General features: G+C 63.1%; 22 protein-coding genes and 1 tRNA gene. 5 read left to right on the top strand and 18 right to left on the bottom strand.

Features of this window, described 5'->3' with window-relative positions:
- Together E7681_RS12720 and E7681_RS12715 are read right to left on the bottom strand one after the other, a co-directional pair.
- On the bottom strand, window positions 1–704 hold a 704-nt coding region (locus E7681_RS12720; RefSeq protein ID WP_211089797.1), incomplete at its 3' end, for an HlyD family secretion protein.
- A 4-nt stretch (window positions 705–708) separates the two neighbouring features.
- The gene (locus E7681_RS12715; RefSeq protein ID WP_136339675.1) at window positions 709–1,206 is read right to left on the bottom strand and encodes a cytochrome b; all 498 of its coding nucleotides are present in this window, start codon (window positions 1,204–1,206) and stop codon (window positions 709–711) included.
- A 95-nt stretch (window positions 1,207–1,301) separates the two neighbouring features.
- Here E7681_RS12715 and E7681_RS12710 point away from each other — a divergent pair, with 95 nt between their 5' ends.
- Both E7681_RS12710 and E7681_RS12705 read left to right on the top strand, forming a co-directional pair.
- Window positions 1,302–1,895 (top strand): TetR/AcrR family transcriptional regulator, encoded by a 594-nt coding sequence (locus E7681_RS12710; protein ID WP_136339674.1) that lies wholly within the window; start codon window positions 1,302–1,304, stop codon window positions 1,893–1,895.
- Window positions 1,896–1,981: 86 nt separating this feature from the next.
- Window positions 1,982–2,305, top strand: a complete 324-nt coding sequence (locus E7681_RS12705; RefSeq protein WP_317654841.1) for a hypothetical protein — start codon at window positions 1,982–1,984, stop codon at window positions 2,303–2,305.
- A gap of 190 nt (window positions 2,306–2,495) precedes the next feature.
- On the opposite strand, the gene E7681_RS12700 is transcribed toward E7681_RS12705, so the two are convergent.
- Genes E7681_RS12700 through E7681_RS12685 form a run of 4 tightly spaced genes read right to left on the bottom strand, consistent with a single transcriptional unit; the run spans window position 2,496 to window position 5,848 of the window.
- Entirely contained in the window at window positions 2,496–3,680 is a 1,185-nt protein-coding gene (locus E7681_RS12700) for an aromatic amino acid transaminase (protein ID WP_136339673.1), read from the bottom strand.
- Between the two features lie 6 nt (window positions 3,681–3,686).
- A complete protein-coding gene (locus E7681_RS12695; protein WP_136339672.1) occupies window positions 3,687–4,013 on the bottom strand; it encodes a hypothetical protein in 327 nt (108 codons plus the stop codon).
- A gap of 2 nt (window positions 4,014–4,015) precedes the next feature.
- Window positions 4,016–4,810, bottom strand: a complete 795-nt coding sequence (proC, locus tag E7681_RS12690) for a pyrroline-5-carboxylate reductase (protein WP_136339671.1) — start codon at window positions 4,808–4,810, stop codon at window positions 4,016–4,018.
- Between the two features lie 3 nt (window positions 4,811–4,813).
- Entirely contained in the window at window positions 4,814–5,848 is a 1,035-nt protein-coding gene (locus E7681_RS12685; RefSeq protein ID WP_136339670.1) for a zinc-dependent alcohol dehydrogenase family protein, read from the bottom strand.
- Window positions 5,849–5,988: 140 nt separating this feature from the next.
- Here E7681_RS12685 and E7681_RS12680 point away from each other — a divergent pair, with 140 nt between their 5' ends.
- Complete coding sequence (locus E7681_RS12680) at window positions 5,989–6,465, top strand: Lrp/AsnC family transcriptional regulator (protein ID WP_136339669.1); 477 nt, start codon at window positions 5,989–5,991, stop codon at window positions 6,463–6,465.
- 464 nt (window positions 6,466–6,929) lie between these two features.
- Here the strand turns inward: E7681_RS12680 and E7681_RS12675 are convergent.
- Window positions 6,930–7,019: transfer RNA gene (locus tag E7681_RS12675), tRNA-Ser, on the bottom strand.
- A gap of 128 nt (window positions 7,020–7,147) precedes the next feature.
- Between E7681_RS12675 and E7681_RS12670 the strand changes: the two genes are divergently transcribed.
- Window positions 7,148–8,290, top strand: a complete 1,143-nt coding sequence (locus tag E7681_RS12670; RefSeq protein ID WP_136339668.1) for an AI-2E family transporter — start codon at window positions 7,148–7,150, stop codon at window positions 8,288–8,290.
- Between the two features lie 72 nt (window positions 8,291–8,362).
- Here E7681_RS12670 and E7681_RS12665 read toward each other — a convergent pair whose 3' ends face one another.
- From E7681_RS12665 to E7681_RS12615, 11 genes are all read right to left on the bottom strand, one after another.
- The gene (locus E7681_RS12665) at window positions 8,363–9,079 is read right to left on the bottom strand and encodes an alanyl-tRNA editing protein (RefSeq protein WP_136339667.1); all 717 of its coding nucleotides are present in this window, start codon (window positions 9,077–9,079) and stop codon (window positions 8,363–8,365) included.
- On the bottom strand, window positions 9,076–11,469 hold the full coding sequence (locus E7681_RS12660) for a DUF3772 domain-containing protein (RefSeq protein ID WP_168733202.1): 2,394 nt from the start codon (window positions 11,467–11,469) through the stop codon (window positions 9,076–9,078). The genes E7681_RS12665 and E7681_RS12660 overlap by 4 nt, the downstream gene beginning before the upstream one ends.
- Before the next feature lie 8 nt (window positions 11,470–11,477).
- Window positions 11,478–12,503, bottom strand: coding sequence for a cysteine synthase A (locus tag E7681_RS12655; protein ID WP_136339665.1), 1,026 nt, complete (start codon window positions 12,501–12,503; stop codon window positions 11,478–11,480).
- A gap of 51 nt (window positions 12,504–12,554) precedes the next feature.
- On the bottom strand, window positions 12,555–13,679 hold the full coding sequence (locus E7681_RS12650; protein WP_136339664.1) for a gamma-glutamylcyclotransferase: 1,125 nt from the start codon (window positions 13,677–13,679) through the stop codon (window positions 12,555–12,557).
- A 12-nt stretch (window positions 13,680–13,691) separates the two neighbouring features.
- Window positions 13,692–14,132 carry a TrgA family protein gene (locus E7681_RS12645; RefSeq protein ID WP_136339687.1) on the bottom strand — a complete coding sequence of 147 codons (441 nt, stop codon included), beginning with the start codon at window positions 14,130–14,132 and terminating at the stop codon, window positions 13,692–13,694.
- Between the two features lie 6 nt (window positions 14,133–14,138).
- Complete coding sequence (locus E7681_RS12640; RefSeq protein ID WP_136339663.1) at window positions 14,139–15,347, bottom strand: SAM-dependent methyltransferase; 1,209 nt, start codon at window positions 15,345–15,347, stop codon at window positions 14,139–14,141.
- Window positions 15,348–15,425: 78 nt separating this feature from the next.
- Window positions 15,426–16,844: a cryptochrome/photolyase family protein gene (locus E7681_RS12635; RefSeq protein ID WP_136339662.1), complete on the bottom strand. Its 1,419-nt coding sequence runs from the start codon at window positions 16,842–16,844 to the stop codon at window positions 15,426–15,428.
- A gap of 31 nt (window positions 16,845–16,875) precedes the next feature.
- Window positions 16,876–18,081 carry an aminotransferase class V-fold PLP-dependent enzyme gene (locus tag E7681_RS12630; RefSeq protein ID WP_136339661.1) on the bottom strand — a complete coding sequence of 402 codons (1,206 nt, stop codon included), beginning with the start codon at window positions 18,079–18,081 and terminating at the stop codon, window positions 16,876–16,878.
- A 93-nt stretch (window positions 18,082–18,174) separates the two neighbouring features.
- Complete coding sequence (locus E7681_RS12625; protein ID WP_136339660.1) at window positions 18,175–18,594, bottom strand: HIT family protein; 420 nt, start codon at window positions 18,592–18,594, stop codon at window positions 18,175–18,177.
- A gap of 66 nt (window positions 18,595–18,660) precedes the next feature.
- Window positions 18,661–19,653: an acryloyl-CoA reductase gene (acuI, locus tag E7681_RS12620; protein WP_136339659.1), complete on the bottom strand. Its 993-nt coding sequence runs from the start codon at window positions 19,651–19,653 to the stop codon at window positions 18,661–18,663.
- A gap of 48 nt (window positions 19,654–19,701) precedes the next feature.
- Window positions 19,702–20,217 carry a DinB family protein gene (locus E7681_RS12615; protein WP_136339658.1) on the bottom strand — a complete coding sequence of 172 codons (516 nt, stop codon included), beginning with the start codon at window positions 20,215–20,217 and terminating at the stop codon, window positions 19,702–19,704.
- Window positions 20,218–20,375: 158 nt separating this feature from the next.
- Between E7681_RS12615 and E7681_RS12610 the strand changes: the two genes are divergently transcribed.
- Window positions 20,376–21,104: a FadR/GntR family transcriptional regulator gene (locus tag E7681_RS12610; protein ID WP_136339657.1), complete on the top strand. Its 729-nt coding sequence runs from the start codon at window positions 20,376–20,378 to the stop codon at window positions 21,102–21,104.
- Window positions 21,105–21,129 lie beyond the last annotated feature (25 nt).

The following is a 21,129-nucleotide window of genomic DNA, read 5'->3' as shown; positions in this document are numbered from 1 at the left end:
TCGGCACCGACCTCGGTGACTCTTAGGTCGAAAGGCGTTCTTATCCCAGTGTGTTCCAGCGCCCTCAAGGCCCGCGCAATGGCGGCCTCGCTGCGTGCGATCTGTGCTGCGATCCGGGCCTCACGAGGCGGGATCAATGCGAGGCTGTTTTCCAGTTCGGTGACAGTGCGGCGAGCCAGAAGCGTCGCGCGCTCGGCCTCATCACCGCGGGATTGTGGGACGGTGCCCTGTGCGGTCAGCGTGCGAATGCGCTCCAGGTCGGTTTCGGCTAGAGCCAGCCGTTCGCGCTCTAATTCCAAGATCCGGGTAGTGTTGGCCGCCTCGGTAGCCAGCTGCGCGCTTTCAGCGTTAAAAGCCGCTAGGTCTGCCCGGGCCTGCGCCAATGCAAGCTCGTAATCGGCAGGGTCAATACGCAGCACTTCGGTCCCGGCCGGGACCAGGCGTCCGGGCTCCAAGTCGGGGTGACGCCAGATCACCTCACCCTGCACCTCAGCAACGGCGACCCAGACCTCGGCCGCACGCAGGTTGCCCCAAACATTTACGGTGGGGCGAATGATCTCTGACGTGGCCGAAATAACCCGGACTGGCAGTGCAGGTACCGCACCGTCGACCCGTGCTGGTCCGGGAGCGGATGAAATCAACCAGACTGCTGTAGCGATACCGAGAGCGATGGGCGGGGCCGCAAAGAGAGGTGCCAAGCGCATAAGTTCACCCCTTCGCCTGGCGCATCCGCGCCAATGTGCCGTCGCGTAGAACGAAGTGGTGGTAGAATGCACCCGCGACATGAAGGGCGACCAGTGCCAATAGCACGATTTTCATCACATTATGCCCCTGCGCAGCGGCCTCAACACCTCCGAACCACGCGACCGATCCGCTCATCGGCATCAGGATCATCAACGCATAGAGGCCAAAATGGGTGAGTTTGGAGAGGGCACCTTGCAGCTTGTTGGCTTCAATTGCTTCCGGAACGCCACGCCGGGCGCGCAGAGCTAGTCGCCACATCGCAAAGAGTAAGACGAGAGCTCCGCCCGCGATATGGGTAAGAACGAGCGGATCGAACCCGATTTCCATTCCGTTAGTCACGCGATCCCACGCGGCCGAAATCGCACCCTTGAAGAGGTATTGCTGGGCGATCAACACAAAGACCAGCCAGTGTAAACCTATTTGTAGGCGAGAATAGCCGGAGGGGGCAGTTTTGACATGCATGGCAGGGACCTTTGTAACTGGACTGGAGACTCGGGATAGTAGTTGTTGGCGTCTCCCTTATATGTTAGTGAGTTATAACTAACAAGAGGTGACAAATGTCTGGCCGACAGAGCGCAGAAGAGCGAAAGACGCAGATCGTGGCTGCGGTGTTGCGATTGGCCGATGAGATTGGCCCTGATCGGTTAAGTACAACAGATGTCGCTCGCGCCATTGGCCTCAGCCAGCCCGCGATCTTTCGACACTTCCCGACAAAAAACGAACTCTGGCTGGCAGTGGCCGAGGATATCGCGGAACAGCTGAAGGCAGCCTGGACTACAGCAGAAACCTTGGCTACCGGGCCGAATGATCGATTGAAGGCTTTGATCGAAGCACAGCTATCAGCCATTGCCCACACGCCGGCCTTGCCTTCAATCTTGTTCTCCCGCGAATTGCAGGTAGAAAATCCTGGCTTGCGCAATGTGTTTCGCGAGATCCTTGGAGCATATCAGGGCCGATTGGTTTCTGCGATCCGTGATCAGCAGGCGTCAGGGGATCTGCAGGGTGACGAAAGCCCCGAAGACATCGCCATTTTGTTAACCTCGCTTGTGCAGGGTGTCGCCATTCGATGGACCCTTGGAGCACGTGGCTTTTCGCTCGTCGATGAAGGCGTGCGCTTGCTCGACGTCCAAGTGGGGCTGCTGCGTAGGTAGACTGCTTACCTACTTAAGCGACAACTAACAATTACCACGTACGTCTCCGACACGGGCAACACCCCGCACAACCACGCCGCTTTCGGGTGTCTCTGTTCGCACCGAGAGCAGATGAACCCGCTTCAACTGCGGCGCAGTTCGATTTCAGCACTGTGCTGCGCGCCATCGGCCGGGCATGGGGCTGGCGGCGGCGCTTGGAGGCCGGTGAGTTCGCCACCATCCAGGAACTGGCCGAGGCGGTCGGGCTGGCCGAGCGGCATGTCAGTCGCCAGCTTCGCTTGGCCTATCTGGCACCGGAGGTGCTGAAGCGGCTGACCCTTGGGCGCGAGGCATCGGCGGTCAGCCTGTATGATCTGTGCTTTCTGGCGGGTGACAGCTGGCCGGAGCAAGTGGAGCGCGTGTTCGATTGACGGCTGGCGTTTGGTCTCAAACGAGGCAGGCACCGTTCCGGGTTCAGATGGAGCGGACGTTCGTGCATTTTGCAGCTAATGCCTGGTGAGAGCCCAGAGTGACTGATGCTGCAGCTCGTGCGAGCGTCTGCTTTGCCTTGTTGACGGGCCGGATTTATTTCGGCTGACCGTTATTGCTGCAAGCCAAACGTTACTTGGCGGACGTTACGTCTGAGATCGCTATGATCAGCTTCGTGATGTCATCCGCTCCCAATCGAGCAACGTTCACGCGCCCGCCTTTCACGACATGAATGCCATGATCTCGCGTCAGGGCTGTCTCTTGTGCATCGGTCAAAGGCAACAGTGAGAACATGCCGGATTGCTTCCCTATATAGGCAAGCTGATTGGTGCCAAGAAGTGTGCGTTCAGTTTCGACAATCTGTTGGCGAACCCCTGCTACGCGCGCGCGCATCCGGTCCAGATCGTCCAGCCAAAGCCTCTTGATGCTGTCGTCTTGCAAGATCGTGCGTACCACTGATGGACCATGATCCGGCGCGTGGGACGCGCCTGAGCGGACGATTGCGGATAAGGCGCGGTGCATACGGTCTCTGTCGCCGGCCCGTGTCTTCACAAACAGCGCCCCCGCCCGGTCGCGGTAAATCCCGAAGGATTTGGAAAGGGTGATGCAGACGATGCACTCGGGGAACCGCCCGGCGATTTTGCGGGCCATGGCGCAATCGGCGTCCCAGCTTTGGGCGAAGCCCAGATAGGCAAGGTCGATCCAAGGGACGATCCCGCGTGCCTCAAGAAGATCGAGCAACGCGTCGAACTGCTCGACGGTCATGTCCGCGCCGGTCGGGTTGTGGCAGACCCCCTGCATGAGAAAGACATCGCCCGCTTGGGCGGCTTTCAGCCCGTCCAGCATTTGGTCAAAGGTGATCTGAGCCTTCAGCCGGTCGTAATACGGCACCTGCGCGAACCGTGCATGGGCCGCGGTCAGGATCGGGATGTAGTTGCCATAGGTCGGTGTTTGCAGCCAGACGGTGAGCGGTTTGGGCATCTGCGCCAATAGGTCCGCCATGACCCGCAGGGCCACAGCTCCACCGGCGGTCTGTGCGGACACCCAGCCATTGTCAAAGGCATCGCCCATGATCTCGTGCCCCAGCATGCCGCAATAGTCGGCGTCCCCTGTCAGGGCGAGGTAGGATTTGCTGGTCTGAGTCTCGACCAGCTTTTGTTCGGCCAGCTTTACGGCTTCGAGGACAGGCGTTTGGCCGTGTTCGTCCTGATAGATTCCCACCGTCAGGTTGAGTTTGTCCTTGCGGGGATCGGCTGCAAAATAGTCGGCCCCGATCATGATGGGGTCGACGGGATAGTCCTCAACCTGTTCAAACATCTTGCGTCAGCCCTTGTCCAATATACCTGTTGTTACCAGCGTCTCGAAGTATTCAACCTTCAAGTCAAAGGATTTCAGAAGCTTCTGGGTGCTCGGCTTCACTACGGCATCGTCGAATGCCCCCTGTTCAAAATGCCCCACTGAGGCAAGGTCAGACCAAAGGCTGGTCACGACCAGTTCGTAATCGGTTCCATTCACTTTGACGGCAAGAGACGCGCCAAGATGACCGAGCAATTCAGCCATTTCCCGGAATGTCGTCCGTTCCAAATGATCCGCGTATTGGTCAAGAACGGCCTGAGATCCAGCCACGGCGCGCCACCATCGAATGATCATTGCTATGCCTTCCCCAGTTCGACGGCCCGGTCGCGGCAGGCTGTCATTGCCTTTGCGATCACGTCCCCAAAGCCGTTCTCCTGCATCGAGACAATGGCCGCATGGGTTGTCCCGTTTGGTGACGTAACGCGGGCTCTGAGCACCTCTGGCGCATCTCCCTTGTTGGCCATGGTGGCAGCGCCAAGCGCCGTTTGCAGGGTCAGCGCGCTGGCATCCTCCGGGGACAGGCCCAAAGCGGTTCCGGCCCTGATCATTTCTTCGATCATCAGGAAGTAATAGGCCGGGCCACTGCCTGAAACTGCCGTGACAGCATCCAAAAGGTCTTCGCGTTCCACAGCAACACAAATGCCGAAAGCCGCGATGATGCCTTTCGCCGCTACACGCTGTGCTTCGGACGCGCACTCGTTGACGTAAAGCCCCGTCGCCCCCAGACCAAGCAGGGCTGGCGTGTTGGGCATTGTGCGAGCGATGGCCACCGGTCCAAAGATGCCTTCCAGCGATGCAATCGTTACCCCGGCGGCAATGCTGAGGATCAGCTTGCCAGACAGGTCTGCATCCATCTGTTTGGCCACAGCAGCAATGACCTGAGGTTTGACAGCCAGCACGATGATGTCAGCGGCAGCGGCGCTGGCCACATCGTCCGTTGTGTGGACGCCGTGCTCACTTGCCAGTCGATCCCTCTGATCGGCATTCGGATCGACAACCGTGATCCGTGAGGGCGTCCAGCCGCTGGAGATCAGCCCTCCGATGATGGCCGACGCCATGTTGCCGCCGCCGATGAATGTAATCTTGTCCATGGCTCAGAAACTCGTGATGACGGTTGCGCCGACAGACTGGAACTTGTCCATGTTCATCAGCGCCTCTGGGGCAGCGTCGATGCTGATCTTGTCGCCGACCAGCCGGGCCGGGTTCAGCTTGCCGCTTTCGACCATATCGAGCATTGCTCCATAGCGATGGGCCTGCATCCCGTGGGAGCCGAGCAATTCTATCTCTTGACCGACGATCTTGGGCATTGGCACGGCTGGGGCAGCGTGATCACCCAGCATCAGACCGACCTGGATGTGCTTGCCCCGTGGCCGCAGGCAGAGGATCGAGTTGGTCATTGTGGCAGGATGGCCAAGCGCGTCCAGCGAGACATGCGCACCGCCCTTGGTGATCTCCTTAATCGCCTCGACCACGTCGCCCTTGCCGTCAATGGCTGCGACAGCGCCAAGCTCCTTGGCCAGAGCCAGTTTCGCCGGATCGAGGTCCACCCCGATCACATTCGCCCCTGCCGCGCCGGCGATCATCACAGCGGACAGACCAACGCCACCGCAGCCATGCACGGCGACCCATTGGCCCGAGCTGACTTTGCCTTGGTCGATCACGGCCCGAAACGAGGTGGCGAACCGGCAACCCAAGCTTGCGGCGGTGGCAAAATCCATCGTCTCGGGTAAGGCGACCACGTTCAGGTCAGCCTGATGGATCGGCACATATTCCGCAAAGCTGCCCCAATGGGTGAAGCCCGGCTGTTCCTGATGCAGACAGACTTGCTGGTGGCCCGCATGGCATTCGCTGCACGATCCGCAACCGCAGATGAACGGCACCGTGACCCGATCGCCCACCTTCCAGTTTTTCACGTCCTTGCCAACCGCCTCGACCACACCGGCCAGTTCGTGGCCGGGGATGTGAGGAAGCTCGATATCACTGTCGTGACCCATCCAACCGTGCCAGTCGCTGCGGCACACACCGGTGGCCTCGACCTTCAGGACGACACCATGCGGTTCCGGTGACGGGTCCGCCACGTTTACGACCTTGGGGGCTTCTTGGAATTTTTCGAACAGGACAGCTTTCATGGCAAGATCTTTCGATTGTATGGACTGGTTGAGTGGAAGCTATCATATGGCGACGAAATTACCTTGCCATTCTGCCTTTTTTTGTAATATTTTTGAGGAGAAAACCCTCAACATGAGGGATTATTGAGGAAACTCTTCCCTTGTCCAGCATCGACACAGTCAACGCACAGATTCTCGAACTGCTTCAAAGCGACGGGCGCATGACCAACGCCAAACTGGCTGAGCACCTGAACATGAGCGAAACCCCCTGCTGGCGACGGCTCAAGAAACTGGAAGAGACGGGCATCATCGAGGGCTACCAAGCCCACCTCAATCGCCGAAAGCTCGGGCTCGGCGTCATGGCCTTCGTTCAGCTGAGCTGTTCAGAGCACAATCAGGCCGCGACCGCCGAGTTCCAACGTATTATCGAGGTCACGCCCAATATCCTCGCCTGCCATAACACCACCGGCGAGGACGATTTCCTGCTGATCGTGGTCGCGCGCGATCTGGACGACTACAGCGCCTTCGTCGACAGCACGCTGCGGCGTCTTCCCGGTGTGACTAGCATTCGCTCGAACCTGTCACTCAAAGAGATGAAGGCGTCTAGTAAACTGCCTGTGTGTGGTTCAGAGCGATGATCAATGCTCCACTCCGACAGCAGACATTCGTGCGAAGGGATTGAAAGGCAGCTTGGTCCGCATCTCGGTCCTTATTGCAAGCTGCAGCGAATGACTGGTCTGGGATCCGTCGACCACTGTCGCGGGAGCAGTGTCGCCCGACTTGGTTGTGGCCTAACCTACCAAGGCTTTCTCACCATCTCGCACTACCACGCCGCCTTCGGGTGTCTCTGTTCGCACCGAGAGCAGACGAACCGGGGTCAACTGCGGCGTAGTTGGATTTCATCAAATCGCTGAAAAGACGTCACTTTTTGAATCCGTCTCGATTTCCATGAAGGGCGGGTGGAAAGAGACGCGGGGCGTTCAGAGACCGATTTCGGTGGAAATACCAGTCTCCGAAAGTCGGATTGCTCCGCTAAACCCCTTTGAAACAAAAAGAAAAAAGGCCCCGTCAGGGACCTCATCTCGGGTTTGCGATGTGCAAGTGGCGGACAGTGAGGGATTCGAACCCTCGAGACGGTTCCCCGCCTACACACTTTCCAGGCGTGCGCCTTCGACCACTCGGCCAACTGTCCGTTCGGCCCTTCTAATCGCAGCGCCCTGTGGAATGCAAGCCCTGTTCAACCCATTGTCGGGATGCAGTGCGCCTGTTGTCACGGCGCGGGCAAAGGCCCATAATCGGTTGGAAAATCAGACCCCGGACATGACCGACAAGATGAACAAATTCCTTCGCCGTCCGCCGCAACCCAGACAACTGCCGGGCGCGGGGGCACGAAACGATCTGCAGCGCATCCAGACCGGGGCGCTGGTGATCATTGCGTTCGCGGTGGTGTTGTTCCTGCTGGTGCAGGCGCGGTTTTTGCTGATCTCTCTGGCCACGGCCATCGTGCTGTTCTCGCTGACCTCGGACGCGATCAACTTCATCGCGCGGCTCAGGATCGGCCCGATCCGCATCCCGAATTTCCTGGCCTCGCTGATGGCCCTGCTGCTGATCTCGGCGGCACTGCTGACGCTGACCTCGATCATCCTCAGCCAGGTCAATACCGTGCTGGCTACCACCGTCGCCTATGCCGAAAGCGCACCCTCGGCGATCGCGGCGATGTTCAAATGGCTGGGCGAGGATGTGCAGACCTCGGTCTACAACTCCGTCCGCTCGATCGAGGTCGCCGGCTACCTGCGCACCGCTGCCGGTCAAGCCGGCAACCTGATGTCGGCCACGGTGCTGGTGATCCTCTTCGTCGGCTTCCTGTTCGCCGAGAGGATCTGGTTCGCCACCAAACTGGAAAACTTCTTCGGCGGCGACACCGCCCAGGCCCAGCATGTCAGCCGCATCATCAGCACCATCATCCACCGGGTGAACTATTACCTGCTGGTGAAAACCGGCGTCAGCGCGATCACCGGCGTGATGGCCTTCGGCGTTGCCAAGATCTTCAACCTCGATCTGGCGGGCGCTTTGGGCATCCTGACCTTCGTGCTCAACTACATCCCCAATGTCGGCTCCATCGTCGCCACCGTGCTGATGGCGCTGGTCACCTTCGTGCAAACCTCGGACCCGGGCTCGACCCTGGCGGTGCTGATCATCGTGACGCTGATCCAGTTCACCAACGGCAGCGTGATCGACCCGATGCTGATGGGCCGCGCGCTGCGCCTGTCCTCGTTCGGGATCATCATCAGCCTGGCCTTTTGGGGCGCGGTCTGGGGCATTCCCGGCATGTTCCTGTCGGTGCCGATCATGGTGGCGATGCTGATCGTGTGCTCGCAGGTCCCTGCCCTTCGCCCCATCGCGATCCTGCTCTCGCGCCAAGGCCTCCCCGAGCCTGAAGACACGCCCGAACCCGCCGAATAACCCGGCCCCTGCTTCTTTCTGATCCTAAATACTCACATCCCGCCGCCGCCACAGGCCGCGACGCGTCCGGGCTCACTCCGCCAGCAACAGGCTCACGCGGCGGTTCTGACGGCCCTTTTTCTCGATCTTGCCCAGGGTGACGCGGCCGATCTCTCCGGTCCGCGCGACATGCGTGCCGCCGCAGGGCTGCAAATCGACCTGGTCGTCGCCCTGCCCGATCCGCACCAGACGCACCCGGCCCTGCCCCATCGGAGGCATCACCGACATCGTTTTCACCAGCCCCGGATTGGCGGCCAGTTCCTCGTCGGTGATCCAGTCCTCGGTCACCGGCAAATCCCGCGCGATCAACGCGTTCAGCGCGTCTTCCAGCGCCTGCTTGTCCTCGGGGGCTTCGGGCATGTCGAAATCCAGCCGGCCCTTCTCTTCGCCAATCGCCCCGCCGCTGACCGGCAGAGGGATCACCACCGACAACAGGTGCAGCGCCGTGTGCACCCGCATCAGGCGATGGCGCCGTTCCCAGTCCAGCTCCTGCTCGACCGAGGCGCCGATCTCGGGCAGCGCGCTGCCCTCTGCGGGCACCAGCACCACGGCACCGTTCTCCCCCTTCTCGGCGGTCACGATGCGGGCCTCGCCCCCGTCCCAGCGCAGCACGCCTGAATCCCCGGGCTGTCCGCCGCCGGTGGCGTAGAACACCGTCCGGTCCAGCACCACGCCCTGATCGGTCAGCGCCACCACCGTTGCCGGGACCTTGCGCAGATAGGCGTCGTCACGAAACAGCAGCTCGGTCATGCGTCGTCTCCTTCGGGGGCGTCCTGCGCGTTGGGCGGCAGCGGCTCGGCCGGAGCGGATGCCTGCGGGCGCAGCGCCTCGGGGTTGCGCAGCCAGATGTCCCGCTGGGCAAAGGGAATCTCGATCTTCTCATCCGCAAATCGTTTGGCGATCTGGTGGTTGATCTCGGATTTCACCGCCATCGACCAGTTGATGTCGCGCAGGATGGCGCGGATTTCAAAGTTCAGCGAATCCGCACCGAAGCCGGTAAAATACACGCTGGGCAACGGGTTCAGCAGCACCATCGGATGCGCCTCGGCGATCTCGCGCAGTATCTTGTCCACCCGCGCCGTATCGGTGCCATAGGCCACGCCCACCGGCACGATGACCCGCCCGATGGTGTTGCCGCGGGTGTAGTTCGTCACCGTCCCGCTGACCAGATCGGCGTTGGGCACGATCACATCCGTGCGGTCAAAGGTCTCGATCCGGGTCGAACGCACCGAGATGTTGCGCACATAGCCCATCTTGCCGCCAACCTCGATCCAGTCGCCTTCGGACACCGGACGCTCGATCAGCAGGATGATGCCCGACACGAAGTTCGACACGATATTCTGAAGCCCGAAACCGATGCCCACCGACAGCGCACCGGCGACAATGGCGATCGAGCTCAGGTCCAGCCCCGCGCTGGTGATCGCCACCAGTGCCGACAGGAAAATCCCGACATAACCCAGCCCCGAGACGATCGCGTTCTGCCCGCCCACATCGATCCGCGTCTTGGGCAGGATCGAGCTGCGCATCGTCCCCTGAATGATCCGCGTCGCCATGTAGCCAAGCGCGAAAACCAGCACGAAGACCATGAAATCCGTGGGCGAAATCCGCGTATCCCCGATCGAGAACCCGACCCGGAACTTGGTCCACAGCTCGGTCAGCTCGGCCACGCGCACGCCCCAGACCAGCGCCAGCACCGGCATCGCCGCCAGCGCCAGAACAAAGCCGATCAGCACCGGCCACAGCGCCTCTTGGGTGCTGTCCTCGTTGCGGGTGACCAGTGTGTAGACGTCATTCACCAGCTTGCGCAGCACCGCGACAAAGCCCAGCAAGGCAAAGGTCAGCACGGTGGGATAAACGATGGCGTCCGCCGCGTTGCGATAGCCCACCGCCCACATCAGCGGGCCAACCACGGCGACGACCTGCGCCAGCCGGTGCAGCGCCCGGATGATCCGGTTGCGATAGGTCAGACCGCCGGTTTCCGCCTCTTCGGTCAGGCTGATCTGGGCCGAGATGAACTGCCCCAGCCGGAACAGCACCAGCCCGGTCAGACAGACCACCGGAAAGCCGATTACCGCCTCGGCCTCGGGCGTGAAATTCCCGACCGAGCCCAGCACGTCAATCGCCGCGCTGATCACCACCAGGATCGCCAGCAGCGTGGCATAGCCGCGCGCCTCGGCCCGGCGGGCGGGTTCCACAGGCACCGGCGCGGGGCCGTCGCCCTCGGGGAACAGGCGGTCGGCCAGCCAGCGGATGACCAGGATCGACAGGCCCCAGGCCGGCAGATAATTCAACACGGTCGAGCCACGCAGACCGATGAACCCGGTCTGGATGATCGCCTGCATGATGACCATCAGCCCGATGAACGGCGTGACCACCTTGCCCAGCGACACCAGGAAGCCCCAGACATCGCCGCCGCGTTTCGACAGTTTACGCGCACGCAGGCCCAGCGTGTTGAACCAGCGCCGACCGCGCAGCAGCAGGATCAGCCCCAGCAGCAGCAACCCGGCCGAGACCGGCGCCGCCTGTTCAAACTCGGCCTGACGGACCTCGTTGTTCCAGTTGGCATAGGTTTCGCGCCACAGGTCGTGGAACGTTCCCAACACCTCTTCCAGCGAGGGGGTCCAATGCACCGGGTTCAGCGGCGACGGCCCAAGCGAGACCAGCTCCTCGGCCTGACGTTCGCGGAAAATGCGGTCGATCTCGGCGATCAGGCCGGTGGCGCGGGTGTGCGCCTCCTCAGCGGCCAGAACCGGGGCCTGCAGCCGGGTCAGCTGCGCCATCAGATCGGCACGGCGGGCCGAGATATCCTCGGATTCACCACCTTCGGGCACCGGGCCCAGGGCGGTCAGCTGCGATTGCAGCGTGGTGATCCGCGCCTTGTTGGTGTTCTGCGCCGCCAGGAACTTGTCCCGCCAGACCGCCAGATCCGAGCGCAGCGTCTCAAGCGCGGAATTCGAGGCTCGCCCCGCCTCCAACGCCGCTTCGGCCCGCGTGGCAGTGGCCTGCCAGGCCTCGTAATCCAGCGTCGATTGGGTGCCGGCGTCCTGGCTCAGCGGCACGTCCTGCGCCAGAACCGGCCCAGCCGGAGCCAGCGCCCAGGAAGCCAACGCCACCCACAGCCAAAGAACGATACGTGTCATGGGCGGCCTCAGTCTTGGAAAACCGTCGGCACGGCGGGCGCGTCGGCCACCAGCCATGCGGGCACCGGCAGCCCCTTGGCCTGCAGGAATTCAGGGTTGTACAGCTTGGACTGGTAGCGCGTGCCGTAATCGCACAGCACGGTCACGATGGTGTGCCCCGGCCCCATGTCCTTGGCCATGCGGATCGCGCCCGCGACGTTCACGGCGGACGACCCGCCCAGGCACAGCCCTTCGTCGGACATCAGGTCGAACACCACCGGCAGCGCCTCGGCATCATCGACGCGATAGGCGAAATCGGGGGTGAAGCCTTCGAGGTTGGCGGTGATGCGCCCCTGCCCGATGCCCTCGGTGATCGAGTTGCCGGGGTTTTCCTGCCCGGTGTAGATCTGGAACAGGCCCGCGCCCTCGGGGTCGGCCAGGCCGATCTTCACGCCCTTGGGCTGCAGCGCCTCGGCCACACCGGCCAGCGTGCCACCCGAGCCGACCGCGCAGATGAAGCCATCCACCTTGCCGCCGGTCTGTTCCCAGATCTCGGGGCCAGTGGTTTCCACATGCGCACGGCGGTTGGCGACGTTGTCGAACTGGTTGGCCCAGATCGCGCCATTGGGTTCGGTTTTAGCAAGCTCTTCGGCCAGACGGCCCGAGTAGCGGACATAATTATTCGGATTCTTATAGGGTGCGGCCGGCACCTCGATCAGTTGCGCGCCCGCCAGACGCAGCATGTCCTTTTTTTCCTGGCTCTGCGTTTCGGGGATCACGATCACCGTGCGGAACCCCATCGAGGCCCCCACCAGCGCCAGCCCGATCCCGGTGTTACCCGCCGTGCCCTCGACGATCGTGCCGCCCGGTTTCAGCAGCCCCTTGGCCACCGCATCGCGGATGATATACAGCGCCGCTCGGTCCTTGACCGACTGGCCGGGGTTCATGAATTCGGCCTTGCCCAGGATCTCGCAGCCGGTCATTTCGCTGGCCTTTTTCAGGCGGATCAGAGGGGTGTTGCCGATGGCCTCGGCCAGATCATGAGCGATACGCATTTCCGTTTCCTTTCCGGTTCCCCCTAGGTCTAGGGCGCAAGCCCCCGGAACTCAAGCACCCGCGCGCAGATGTTCGCGGTGTCGCGCCAGCCATAGCAGCGCCGTGACCAGCGGGATCACGCGGATTTCGCCCCGGTCCAGCATTCCCATCGCCGCGTCAAAGCTCAGGACATGGCTGCGGATGTTTTCCGATTCCGTGTCCAGCCCCCCAACCCCGTCCGCGCCATCGGGCAGATCGGCCAGGCCCAGGTAGATGTGGAAATACTCGTTGCTGCATCCCGGCGTCGGATAGCCGCGCACGATCGGGCGCAGGCCGGTCAGGGTTAGCCCTGCCTCTTCCTCGGCCTCGCGATAGGCGGTCTGTTCGGGGGTTTCGCCCGCATCAATGCGGCCCGCGATCGGCTCCATCTGCCACGGCACCCGGTCGCCGCGCACGTAAGGGCCCATGCGGAACTGCTCCAACAGCATCACCCGGTCGCGATGCGGATCATAAGGCAGCACCAGCGCCGCATCCGTCGCCACGAACGAGGCCAGATTGACCGCCGGCCCCATCTGCCCGTCGAACTGCCGGAACCGCAGGCGGTGCGCCTCGACCGCGAAATAGTCGACGTAAGGCTGGGCGACGGTCTCGCTGTCCACATCGTCCCGCGTCAGCCCGCCGGGGGCGTCCGGCACCGGCTCGGACTGGCCCAGCAGGCGCGAGTAGGCCCGCATTTCGATCATCGGGTACAACCGCGCGACCTCCTCGGCGGATTTACGGCCGAAATGGCTCATCATTTCCTCGGCCGCGCGCATGTTGATCGCCGCCCGGCGGGTTTCCCACGCGTCCAGATCGAACGGGGCGCCGCGCTCGAAGCGGTCCTCGGCGGTCAGCCAGATTTGCGCGGTTTTCGGCCCCTCCGCCGTTTGCACCGTGACCGGCGTCAGCGCATAGCCGAACCCACCCTCGTAATAGTCCAGCCGCGCCACGTCCTCGGCGCTCAGCCCCTCGGCCAGCAACCCCTCGGCAACCTCACCGGGGGCCTTGGTCAGGAAGGGATAGCCCTGCCCCTTGACCCAATAAGCCTGCCAATCCGGCAGCTGCGCCGGGGTCAGGCGGCAGGCATCGCTGCGGCCAAGGACGGTTTCCAGCAGCGGCAGATGCCGCAGCGTGCCGTAAAAGAACAAGGTTGTCATGTCAGTATCCGTTCAGCGCCAATGGCGTCCTGCAATTTCGGCCAGTATCCCGGCCAGTACGGCCCCCACCAGCAGCGGCACCAGAACATCCGGGTTCAGCACCAGCTTGGCGTAGCCGATGCTCAGATCGCCAATGTCCAGCAACGCCTCGACCGGGCCCTTGTAGTGTCGCCGCAGCGACTGGCGCAGCATCTCGTTGCTGGCTTGCAGGAAGATCGCCCAGAACACCAGCAGGAACGCCCCGGTCAGCCCGTTGCCAACCGCCGCCGGCATCCCCCGACCCGAGCGGCTGCCGACCGTGATCCAGCCCACCAGCAGCCCCAGCACCACGTTCACATAGTCGAACCATCCGAAAATCGTGCCCTCGGGCAGGTGCGGCTTGATCGTCTGCGAAACCAGCCAGGCTGTGGCGGCCAGAACAAGGGCGGCAATCAGCCGTGCGGCGGTGGGCATCATCGGTCAGGCGGGCCTTTTCATCGTGATCTGAGTCACGTCGCAGTTTCGCCACTCGAACGAGCCGGCACAAGAGGTCAGGTAGAAATTCCACATGCGGCGGAACCGCTCGTCGAACCCCAGCGCCTGCACCTCGTCCCAGCGGGCGTTGAACGTGTCGTGCCAGCGCCGCAGCGTCTGGCTGTAGCTTTGCCCGAACTCGACCGAGGTCTGGAACTCCAGCCCCGCCTTGTCGATCTGCTCCAGCAGCGCCGAGCGCGACGGCAACATGCCCCCCGGAAAGATGTATTTCTGGATGAAGTCCACGCCCTTACGATATGTTTCAAAACGCTTTTCTTGAAGCGTGATGATTTGCAACGCAGCCGATTTTCCGGGCTTCAGACAGTCGTGCACCTTGTTGAAATAGGTGGGCCAGTATTTCTCGCCCACGGCCTCGAACATCTCGATGCTGGCGATGCCGTCATATTGCGCCGCCTCGTCGCGATAATCCTGCAGCTTCAGCGTCACACGGTCGGAAAGCCCAGCCTTTTCAATGCGCTCCAAGGCATAACTCAACTGCTCCCTGCTGATCGTCAGCCCCGTGACCCGCAGCCCGCGTTCGCGCGCGGCGTATTCCGCGAACCCGCCCCAGCCGCAGCCGATCTCCAGCACGTGGTCGCCCGGCTGCACGCCCATCAGGTCCACCAATTGAGCATATTTCTGGGTCTGCGCTTGCTCCGTGCTTTCCTGCCCTGTCAGGAACAGCGCGCTGGAATAGGTCATCGTGTCGTCCAGCCACAGCCCGTAGAAGTCGTTCCCCAGATCGTAGTGATAGCTGATGTTCTTCTTGGCCTGCGCTTTCGAGTTCCGGTTCATCCAGTGCCGCAGCCGTTCATAGGCGCGCACCAGGAACATTCCGGGGAAACCGTCGTAAAGCTCGTCATTCTCGGCATGCAGGAAGTCCAGGAACGCCTGCAAGTCCGGGCTGCTCCACCAGCCGTCCAGATAGGCGTCACAAAAGCCCAGATCGCCCTCGCGGATCAGCCGGGTAAAGGTTTCGGGGTTGTGCACCACCAGCGCGGCCACCGGGCCGGGGGTCGGTGCCTCGACGCGAAAGGTCCGCCCGTCGGGCATCACGAAATCCAGCCGCCCGCGCTTGATCCCCTTGGCCAGTTGGAACACGGCCGGGAAATATCGGGGCAAGTCTGTCTGGCCTTGCGTCTCAGTCAGGATCATCCGCGCCTCCCGTAGCGGTTGGTCCCTGACAGGCTGACAAGAAATCGGGTTTCGGGCAAGAAAATCGTTAATAACCCGTTAAAATCCCCGGTTTTCATAGGCATGTAGCGCCCGTTTGCGCCCGTCCTCGGCACTGACGATGGGCGCGGGATAGCGATCCTGCGCCGTCAAACCCCAGCTGAGCGGCACCGCGCGGAACCAATCCAGCGCGGTTTGCGGCGGGTTTGTCTGCCCCTCGGCCAGCCAGCGGCGGGTGTACGCGCCCTTGGGGTCGAACTTCTCCAGCTGCGTCACCGGGTTGAACACGCGGAAATACGGCGCTGCATCGGGGCCAGATCCCGCCACCCATTGCCACCCCATCGCATTGGCCGCCGGGTCCCAGTCCGTCAGGCAGTCGGCGAACCACGCCTGCCCGATGCGCCAATCCGTCAGCAGGTGCTTGGTCAGGTACGAGCCGACGATCATCCGCGCCCGGTTGTGCATCCGCCCCGTCACGTACATCTCGCGCATCGCCGCATCGACAAAGCGGATCCCCGTCCGCCCCTGTTTCCACGCGATGACATGCGGGTGTTCGGGGTCGGTTTGCCAGGGAAAAGCGTCCCATTCCTGCCGCCAGTTGCGGGTCAGCATGTGGGGCGTGTGATAGGCCAGGTGATAGGCGAACTCGCGCCAGACCACCTCTTTGAGGAAGGTCTCGGCCCCTGCCGCCCCCTCTTGCATCGCGCGCCAGCCCGCATGCCAGACCTGCGCGGGGCTGATTTCCCCCAGCGCCAGCGGTTCCGACAGGCCCGAGGTCGCCGCCTCGGCCGGGAAATCCCTGCGCGCCTTGTACTGCGCGATGGGGCCGTCCACGAACTCCGCCAACCGTTTCTGCGCCGCGGCCTCGCCCAACAGCAGATGTGGGCGCACGACATCGACCCCCCGGCGCATCCCGGCGCCCAGTCGCCAGTCGCTCAGCGCCTCGGAGCTGGGCCAAACCTGCGGCCCCGGCACATGCATCGGCGCGGCCAGAGGCACCGGCACCGACCGACCCCGCACCGCGTTCCAAAACGGCGTGTAGACGCGGTAAAACCCGCCCGTCTTGGTCTCAACCGTCTGCGGCTCGAACAGCAGCTGGCCGCTGTAGCTTTGCGCTGCAACCCCCTGCTCTTTCAGTGTTTTCTTGACGGCGGCGTCACGCTCCATGTACGCCGGATCATAGCAGCGCGACCACATCACCGCCCGCGCGCCCGTCTCGGCGATCAGCCCCTGCAGCACCGCCAACGCATCGCCCGAGCGCAGGATCAACCGGCTGCCCACGCCCTCCAGCGCGCGCGCCAGCACCTCCAGCCCCAGACCCAGCCGCCAAGCGGGGGCCGTGCCCAGACCGTCGACCAACTCGTCCCGGACAAAGACAGGAATAACAGGCCCGCCACGCGCCACGGCGGCGCACAGCGCCGGGTGATCGGTCAGCCGCAGATCGCGGCGCAGCCACAAAAGGGTCGGAGCGTTCGTCATACCCCCACTACGCCCCGTCCGCCCGGTTGGATCACAAAACCGCGTCCAGCGCCTGGATCAGCTTGGCCACCTCGTCGGGGCGGGTGTAGTGCACGAAGCTCAGCCGCAGCACGCCCTGATCGGGGTCCACGCCCATGCCCTGCAAGGCGCGCACCGCATAGAAGTTGCCGCCCCCCGCCATGATCCCGTGTTTCGCCAGCTTGGCCGCCAGTGGTTCGGCCGCACGGCCGACCTCCAGCGCCACGGTCGGTGCCCGCCGCCGCGCATCCGACGGCCCCAGCAACCGGACCGAGTTCTTCTCCGAGACATAATCCAGCAGCGGCTGCAGCAGCGCGATCTCATGCGCGCGCATCAGGTCATGCACCGCCTGCCCGCCCTTGATGCCGTGATGCGCCGCCAGATCGTCGAAATAATCCGCCATGCCCGCGCTGGCAGCGACCTGAGCATGATCCGGCCCCGCCGGGGTGAACCGCTTGTACAGCACCTCGCCGTTGAAATAATGCGCCTGATTGGGCAGCTGCATCCCCAGACCACGCCGGATCACCATGATGCCCTGATGCGGGCCATAGGTCTTGTAGGCCGAGAACAGGTAGATATCCGCCCCCAGCATCCCCACATCCGGCAGCCCGTGCGGCGCGTAGGACACGCCATCGACGCACACAAACGCCCCCGCCGCATGGGCCATCGCGGTGATCTGCGGCACCGGGTTGATTTCCCCCACCACGTTCGAGCAATGCGGAAAGCACACCAGCCGCACCTTGTCGTCCAGCAGATCGGCCAGCCGGTCCGTGTCCAGATGCCCGGTCTCGGGGTCGATGCGCCATTCGCGCACCTCGATCCCCGTATCGGCCAGCCGCCGCCACGGGCCGGTATTCGCCTCGTGATCCTGGTTGGTGACGATGATTGCCTCGCCCGGCTGCATCCACTGCCGGAACGCCTGCGCCAGCACATAGGTGTTCTGCGTGGTCGAGGGGCCAAAGCTGACCTCGTCCGCCTCGACCCCCAGATAGCCCGCCAGCCGCGCGCGCGCCTCGTCCATCTCCTCGCCCGCCAGCCGGCTGGCCTCGTAGGGCGCATAGGGCTGCACCTTGCGCTGGTGGTAGTAGCGGTTCAGCCGGTCGATCACCGGCGCGCAGGTGTAGGACCCACCCGCGTTTTCAAAGAACGCCTGCTTCTTCAAGGACGGCTCCTGAAACGCCGGAAACTGCGCGCGGACATAGTCCAGATCAAGGCTCATGGTGGCTCCTTTCAGGCGCCGTCACAGGGGGCGTTTCGAATCGTACGAAAACGGCGCGTTTTCCTACAATTCGGGCGGTTAATCAGACGTGACTCAGCCGTCCAGACCGGCGCGGATCTTGGCCGCGATCTCTTTGATGACGGCCTGATCTTCCATCTTTCCGGGGGGACGCAGGCGCACGCCGTCATGGCGCGGCAGGATGTGGTAATGCAGGTGGAACACCTCTTGTCCGCCAACGGCCTCGTTGAATTGCTGGACCGTGACGCCCTCGGCGCCCAGCCCTTTCATCACCGCATGGCCCATCTTGCGCACGGTGCGCAGGCAGGCGGCCAGTTGGGCATCAGAGGCGTCCAGCATGTTGCGGCAGGGCGTCTTGGGGATCACCAGGCAATGGCCATCCGCACGAGGCATAATGTCCATGAAAACAAAGGTTTCGTCGTCTTCGTAAAGCTTTTCACAGGGGATTTCCCCGCGCAGGATCTTGGCGAAGATGTTGTTGGGATCATAGGCCATGCGGCACCTTTCTGACTCGGATTCGGGGCCAAGGCTAGCGCCCCGGCCCCGTCTGTTCCAGTCCGATCAGGCGTTGACGTCGACGACGACGCGGCCCTTGACCTGGCCCTTCAGGATGTCGCGCCCCAGCCCCGGCAGATCCGACAGGGTGGCGGGATGGACCATCGCCTCCAGCTTGTCCATCGGCAGGTCCTTGGCGATGCGTTCCCAGGCCCGCACACGATCCGCATAGGGCCGCATGACCGAGTCGATCCCCAGCAAATTCACGCCCCGCAGAATGAACGGCGTGATCAGCGCGCCCTCGATCGCGGCACCGCCTGCCAGACCGACAGCGGCGACCGAGCAGCCGTATTTCATCTGCTTCAGCACGCGCCCCAGCATCGCCCCCCCGACCGCATCGACGCAGCCAGACCAGGTTTCGGATTCCAGAGGTTTGCGTGTGATTTCAGTAAGTTCCTCGCGCGGAACGATCTGCGTGGCACCCAAGGAGCGCAGGTATCCTTCGGTATCCGGACGGCCCGTGACGGCGGCAACCTCATGCCCCAGATTGGCCAGAATGGCGGTGGCGACCGAGCCCACACCACCCGCAGCACCCGTCACCAGAACCGGCCCGTGACCCGGTTTCAGCCCGTGATCTTCCAGCGCCATGACGCACAGCATCGCGGTAAATCCAGCGGTGCCGACCGCCATCGCCTGACGCGTGCTCAGCCCCTCGGGCAGCGGCACCAGCCAGTCGGCCAGCACCCGCGCCTTTTGCGAGTAACCGCCCCAATGCGCCTCGCCCACGCGCCAGCCGGTCAGCACGACCTTGTCGCCGGGCTTGTAGCGCGGATCGTCCGAGCTTTCGACCGTGCCGGCAAAGTCGATCCCCGGTACGTGCGGGTACTTGCGCACCAGCCCGCCGCCCGGCCCGATGCACAGCCCGTCCTTGTAGTTGACCGTCGAGTATTCGACCGCCACCGTCACCTCGGCCTGCGGCAGGTCTGCCTCGCTGAGTTGTTGCACGGCGGCGTGGGTCTTGCCCTCGTCATCCTTGGTCACGACCAATGCGTTGAACATGTGTTTTCTCCTCTCTCCCGCGCGTGAAAGCGCTGTATTTTCAGCTCGTTACAGCCATGGGCCGTCTTTTGGCATAAAGACCAGATCGGTGTTCCAGCCGGTACCGCCCGCTGCGGTCACCATGGCGTGGATCTGGCCGCGATGGTGGGTCTGGTGGTTAAAGAAATGGGTCACGCATTGCGGCGTCGGCACCGCGACGTTCGTTCCCATCGCGCCCGAGTACCATCGCATCTCGCCCAGCAGTTCGACCGTCTGAACACGCCGCGCCCAGTTCAGAATCCGGGCATCCGTGCGAAAACGATCCGCGCTCCAGGCGGCCAGGGTCGGGTTCAGATCCACGCTGCCCGGAATACCGCCCGAGGGCGGCTCGCCCCCGTCGAACTTGGCCATCCAGATCAAATCGCCCCACAGGATGTGATTGGCCGTTTTCAGGATCGAGCCAAAGAACGCCCCGCGATCCTGCGTCAGCGTCTCGTGATCCAGCGCCTCCAGCGCGGCCTTCATCTGCTTGTTCTGCCAGGCATTGTAACGCGCCATCATCCGGCAGTAGTCGGGTGTCATCATCACGGTGCTCCGTTCGGGCGGCCTTTGACCCGCAGGCTAGCACAGGTTTTGGCCCTGTCATCCCGTGGGAAATCGACTCGGGCCTTGTGTTGTGCCCCGCCCCGCCCGTAAATGTCTGACAAAATCAAACGGCTCTGCCAAGCACAAATGTCAGACAAATGAAAATCGACCCGAACAGCACCGCCGACCTTTCCGCCCAGATCGCCAGCGCGATCCGAGACGCCATTGTCAGCGGCGAGTTGATCGTCGATGCCCGCCTGCCCTCCGAGGCCGAGCTGGCCGACCAGTTCCAGGTGTCACGCCCCACGGTCCGCGAGGCGCTGAAACGGCTGGCCGCGCAATCGCTGATCCGCACCCAGCGCGGGGCCACCGGCGGGGCCTTTGTGAACCGGCTGTCGTTCGAGGAGGCATACGGTCAGCAGATCACCACATCGACCCTGCTATTGTCGATGAACGAGGTCAGTTTCGACGTCGCCTGCGAGGCGCGCTACGCGATGGAGCGCGCCTGTGCGCCGTTGTCCGCAAAGCGCCGGACCGGTGACCAACTGGCCACGATGCGCGCCGAGATCCACCGCCAATCGCAACCCGGCCTGTCGGACGAAGCGTTCTGCGCCTCGGACGTGACCTTTCACCGGGCCTTGGTGGATGGTGCGGGCAACCCGGTGCTGTCCTATCAACTGGCCGGCGCGGTCGAGGCGATGCAGCCCCTGATGAACATGATCACCTTTTCCGAACGCTCGCGCGAACGGATCGTGGCGCTGCACACCGCCATCACTGACGCGCTGGAGGCCCGCAATCCCGCCCAGATCGAGGCCCTGCTGGCCGATCTGGAGGCGTATACCCTGAAAATCGCCCACGAAATCGCTGCCCGCCGCCGCGCGAAGTGATGGACAGGGCCTGACGCGCCGCCTA

The sequence above is a fragment of the Thalassobius vesicularis genome (assembly GCF_004799325.1).
In the GTDB taxonomy this organism is placed as follows: Bacteria; Pseudomonadota; Alphaproteobacteria; order Rhodobacterales; family Rhodobacteraceae; genus Thalassobius; species Thalassobius vesicularis.
The sequence above is the reverse complement of the archived record's forward strand: the minus strand, read 5'-3'. Positions and strand labels throughout refer to the sequence as shown.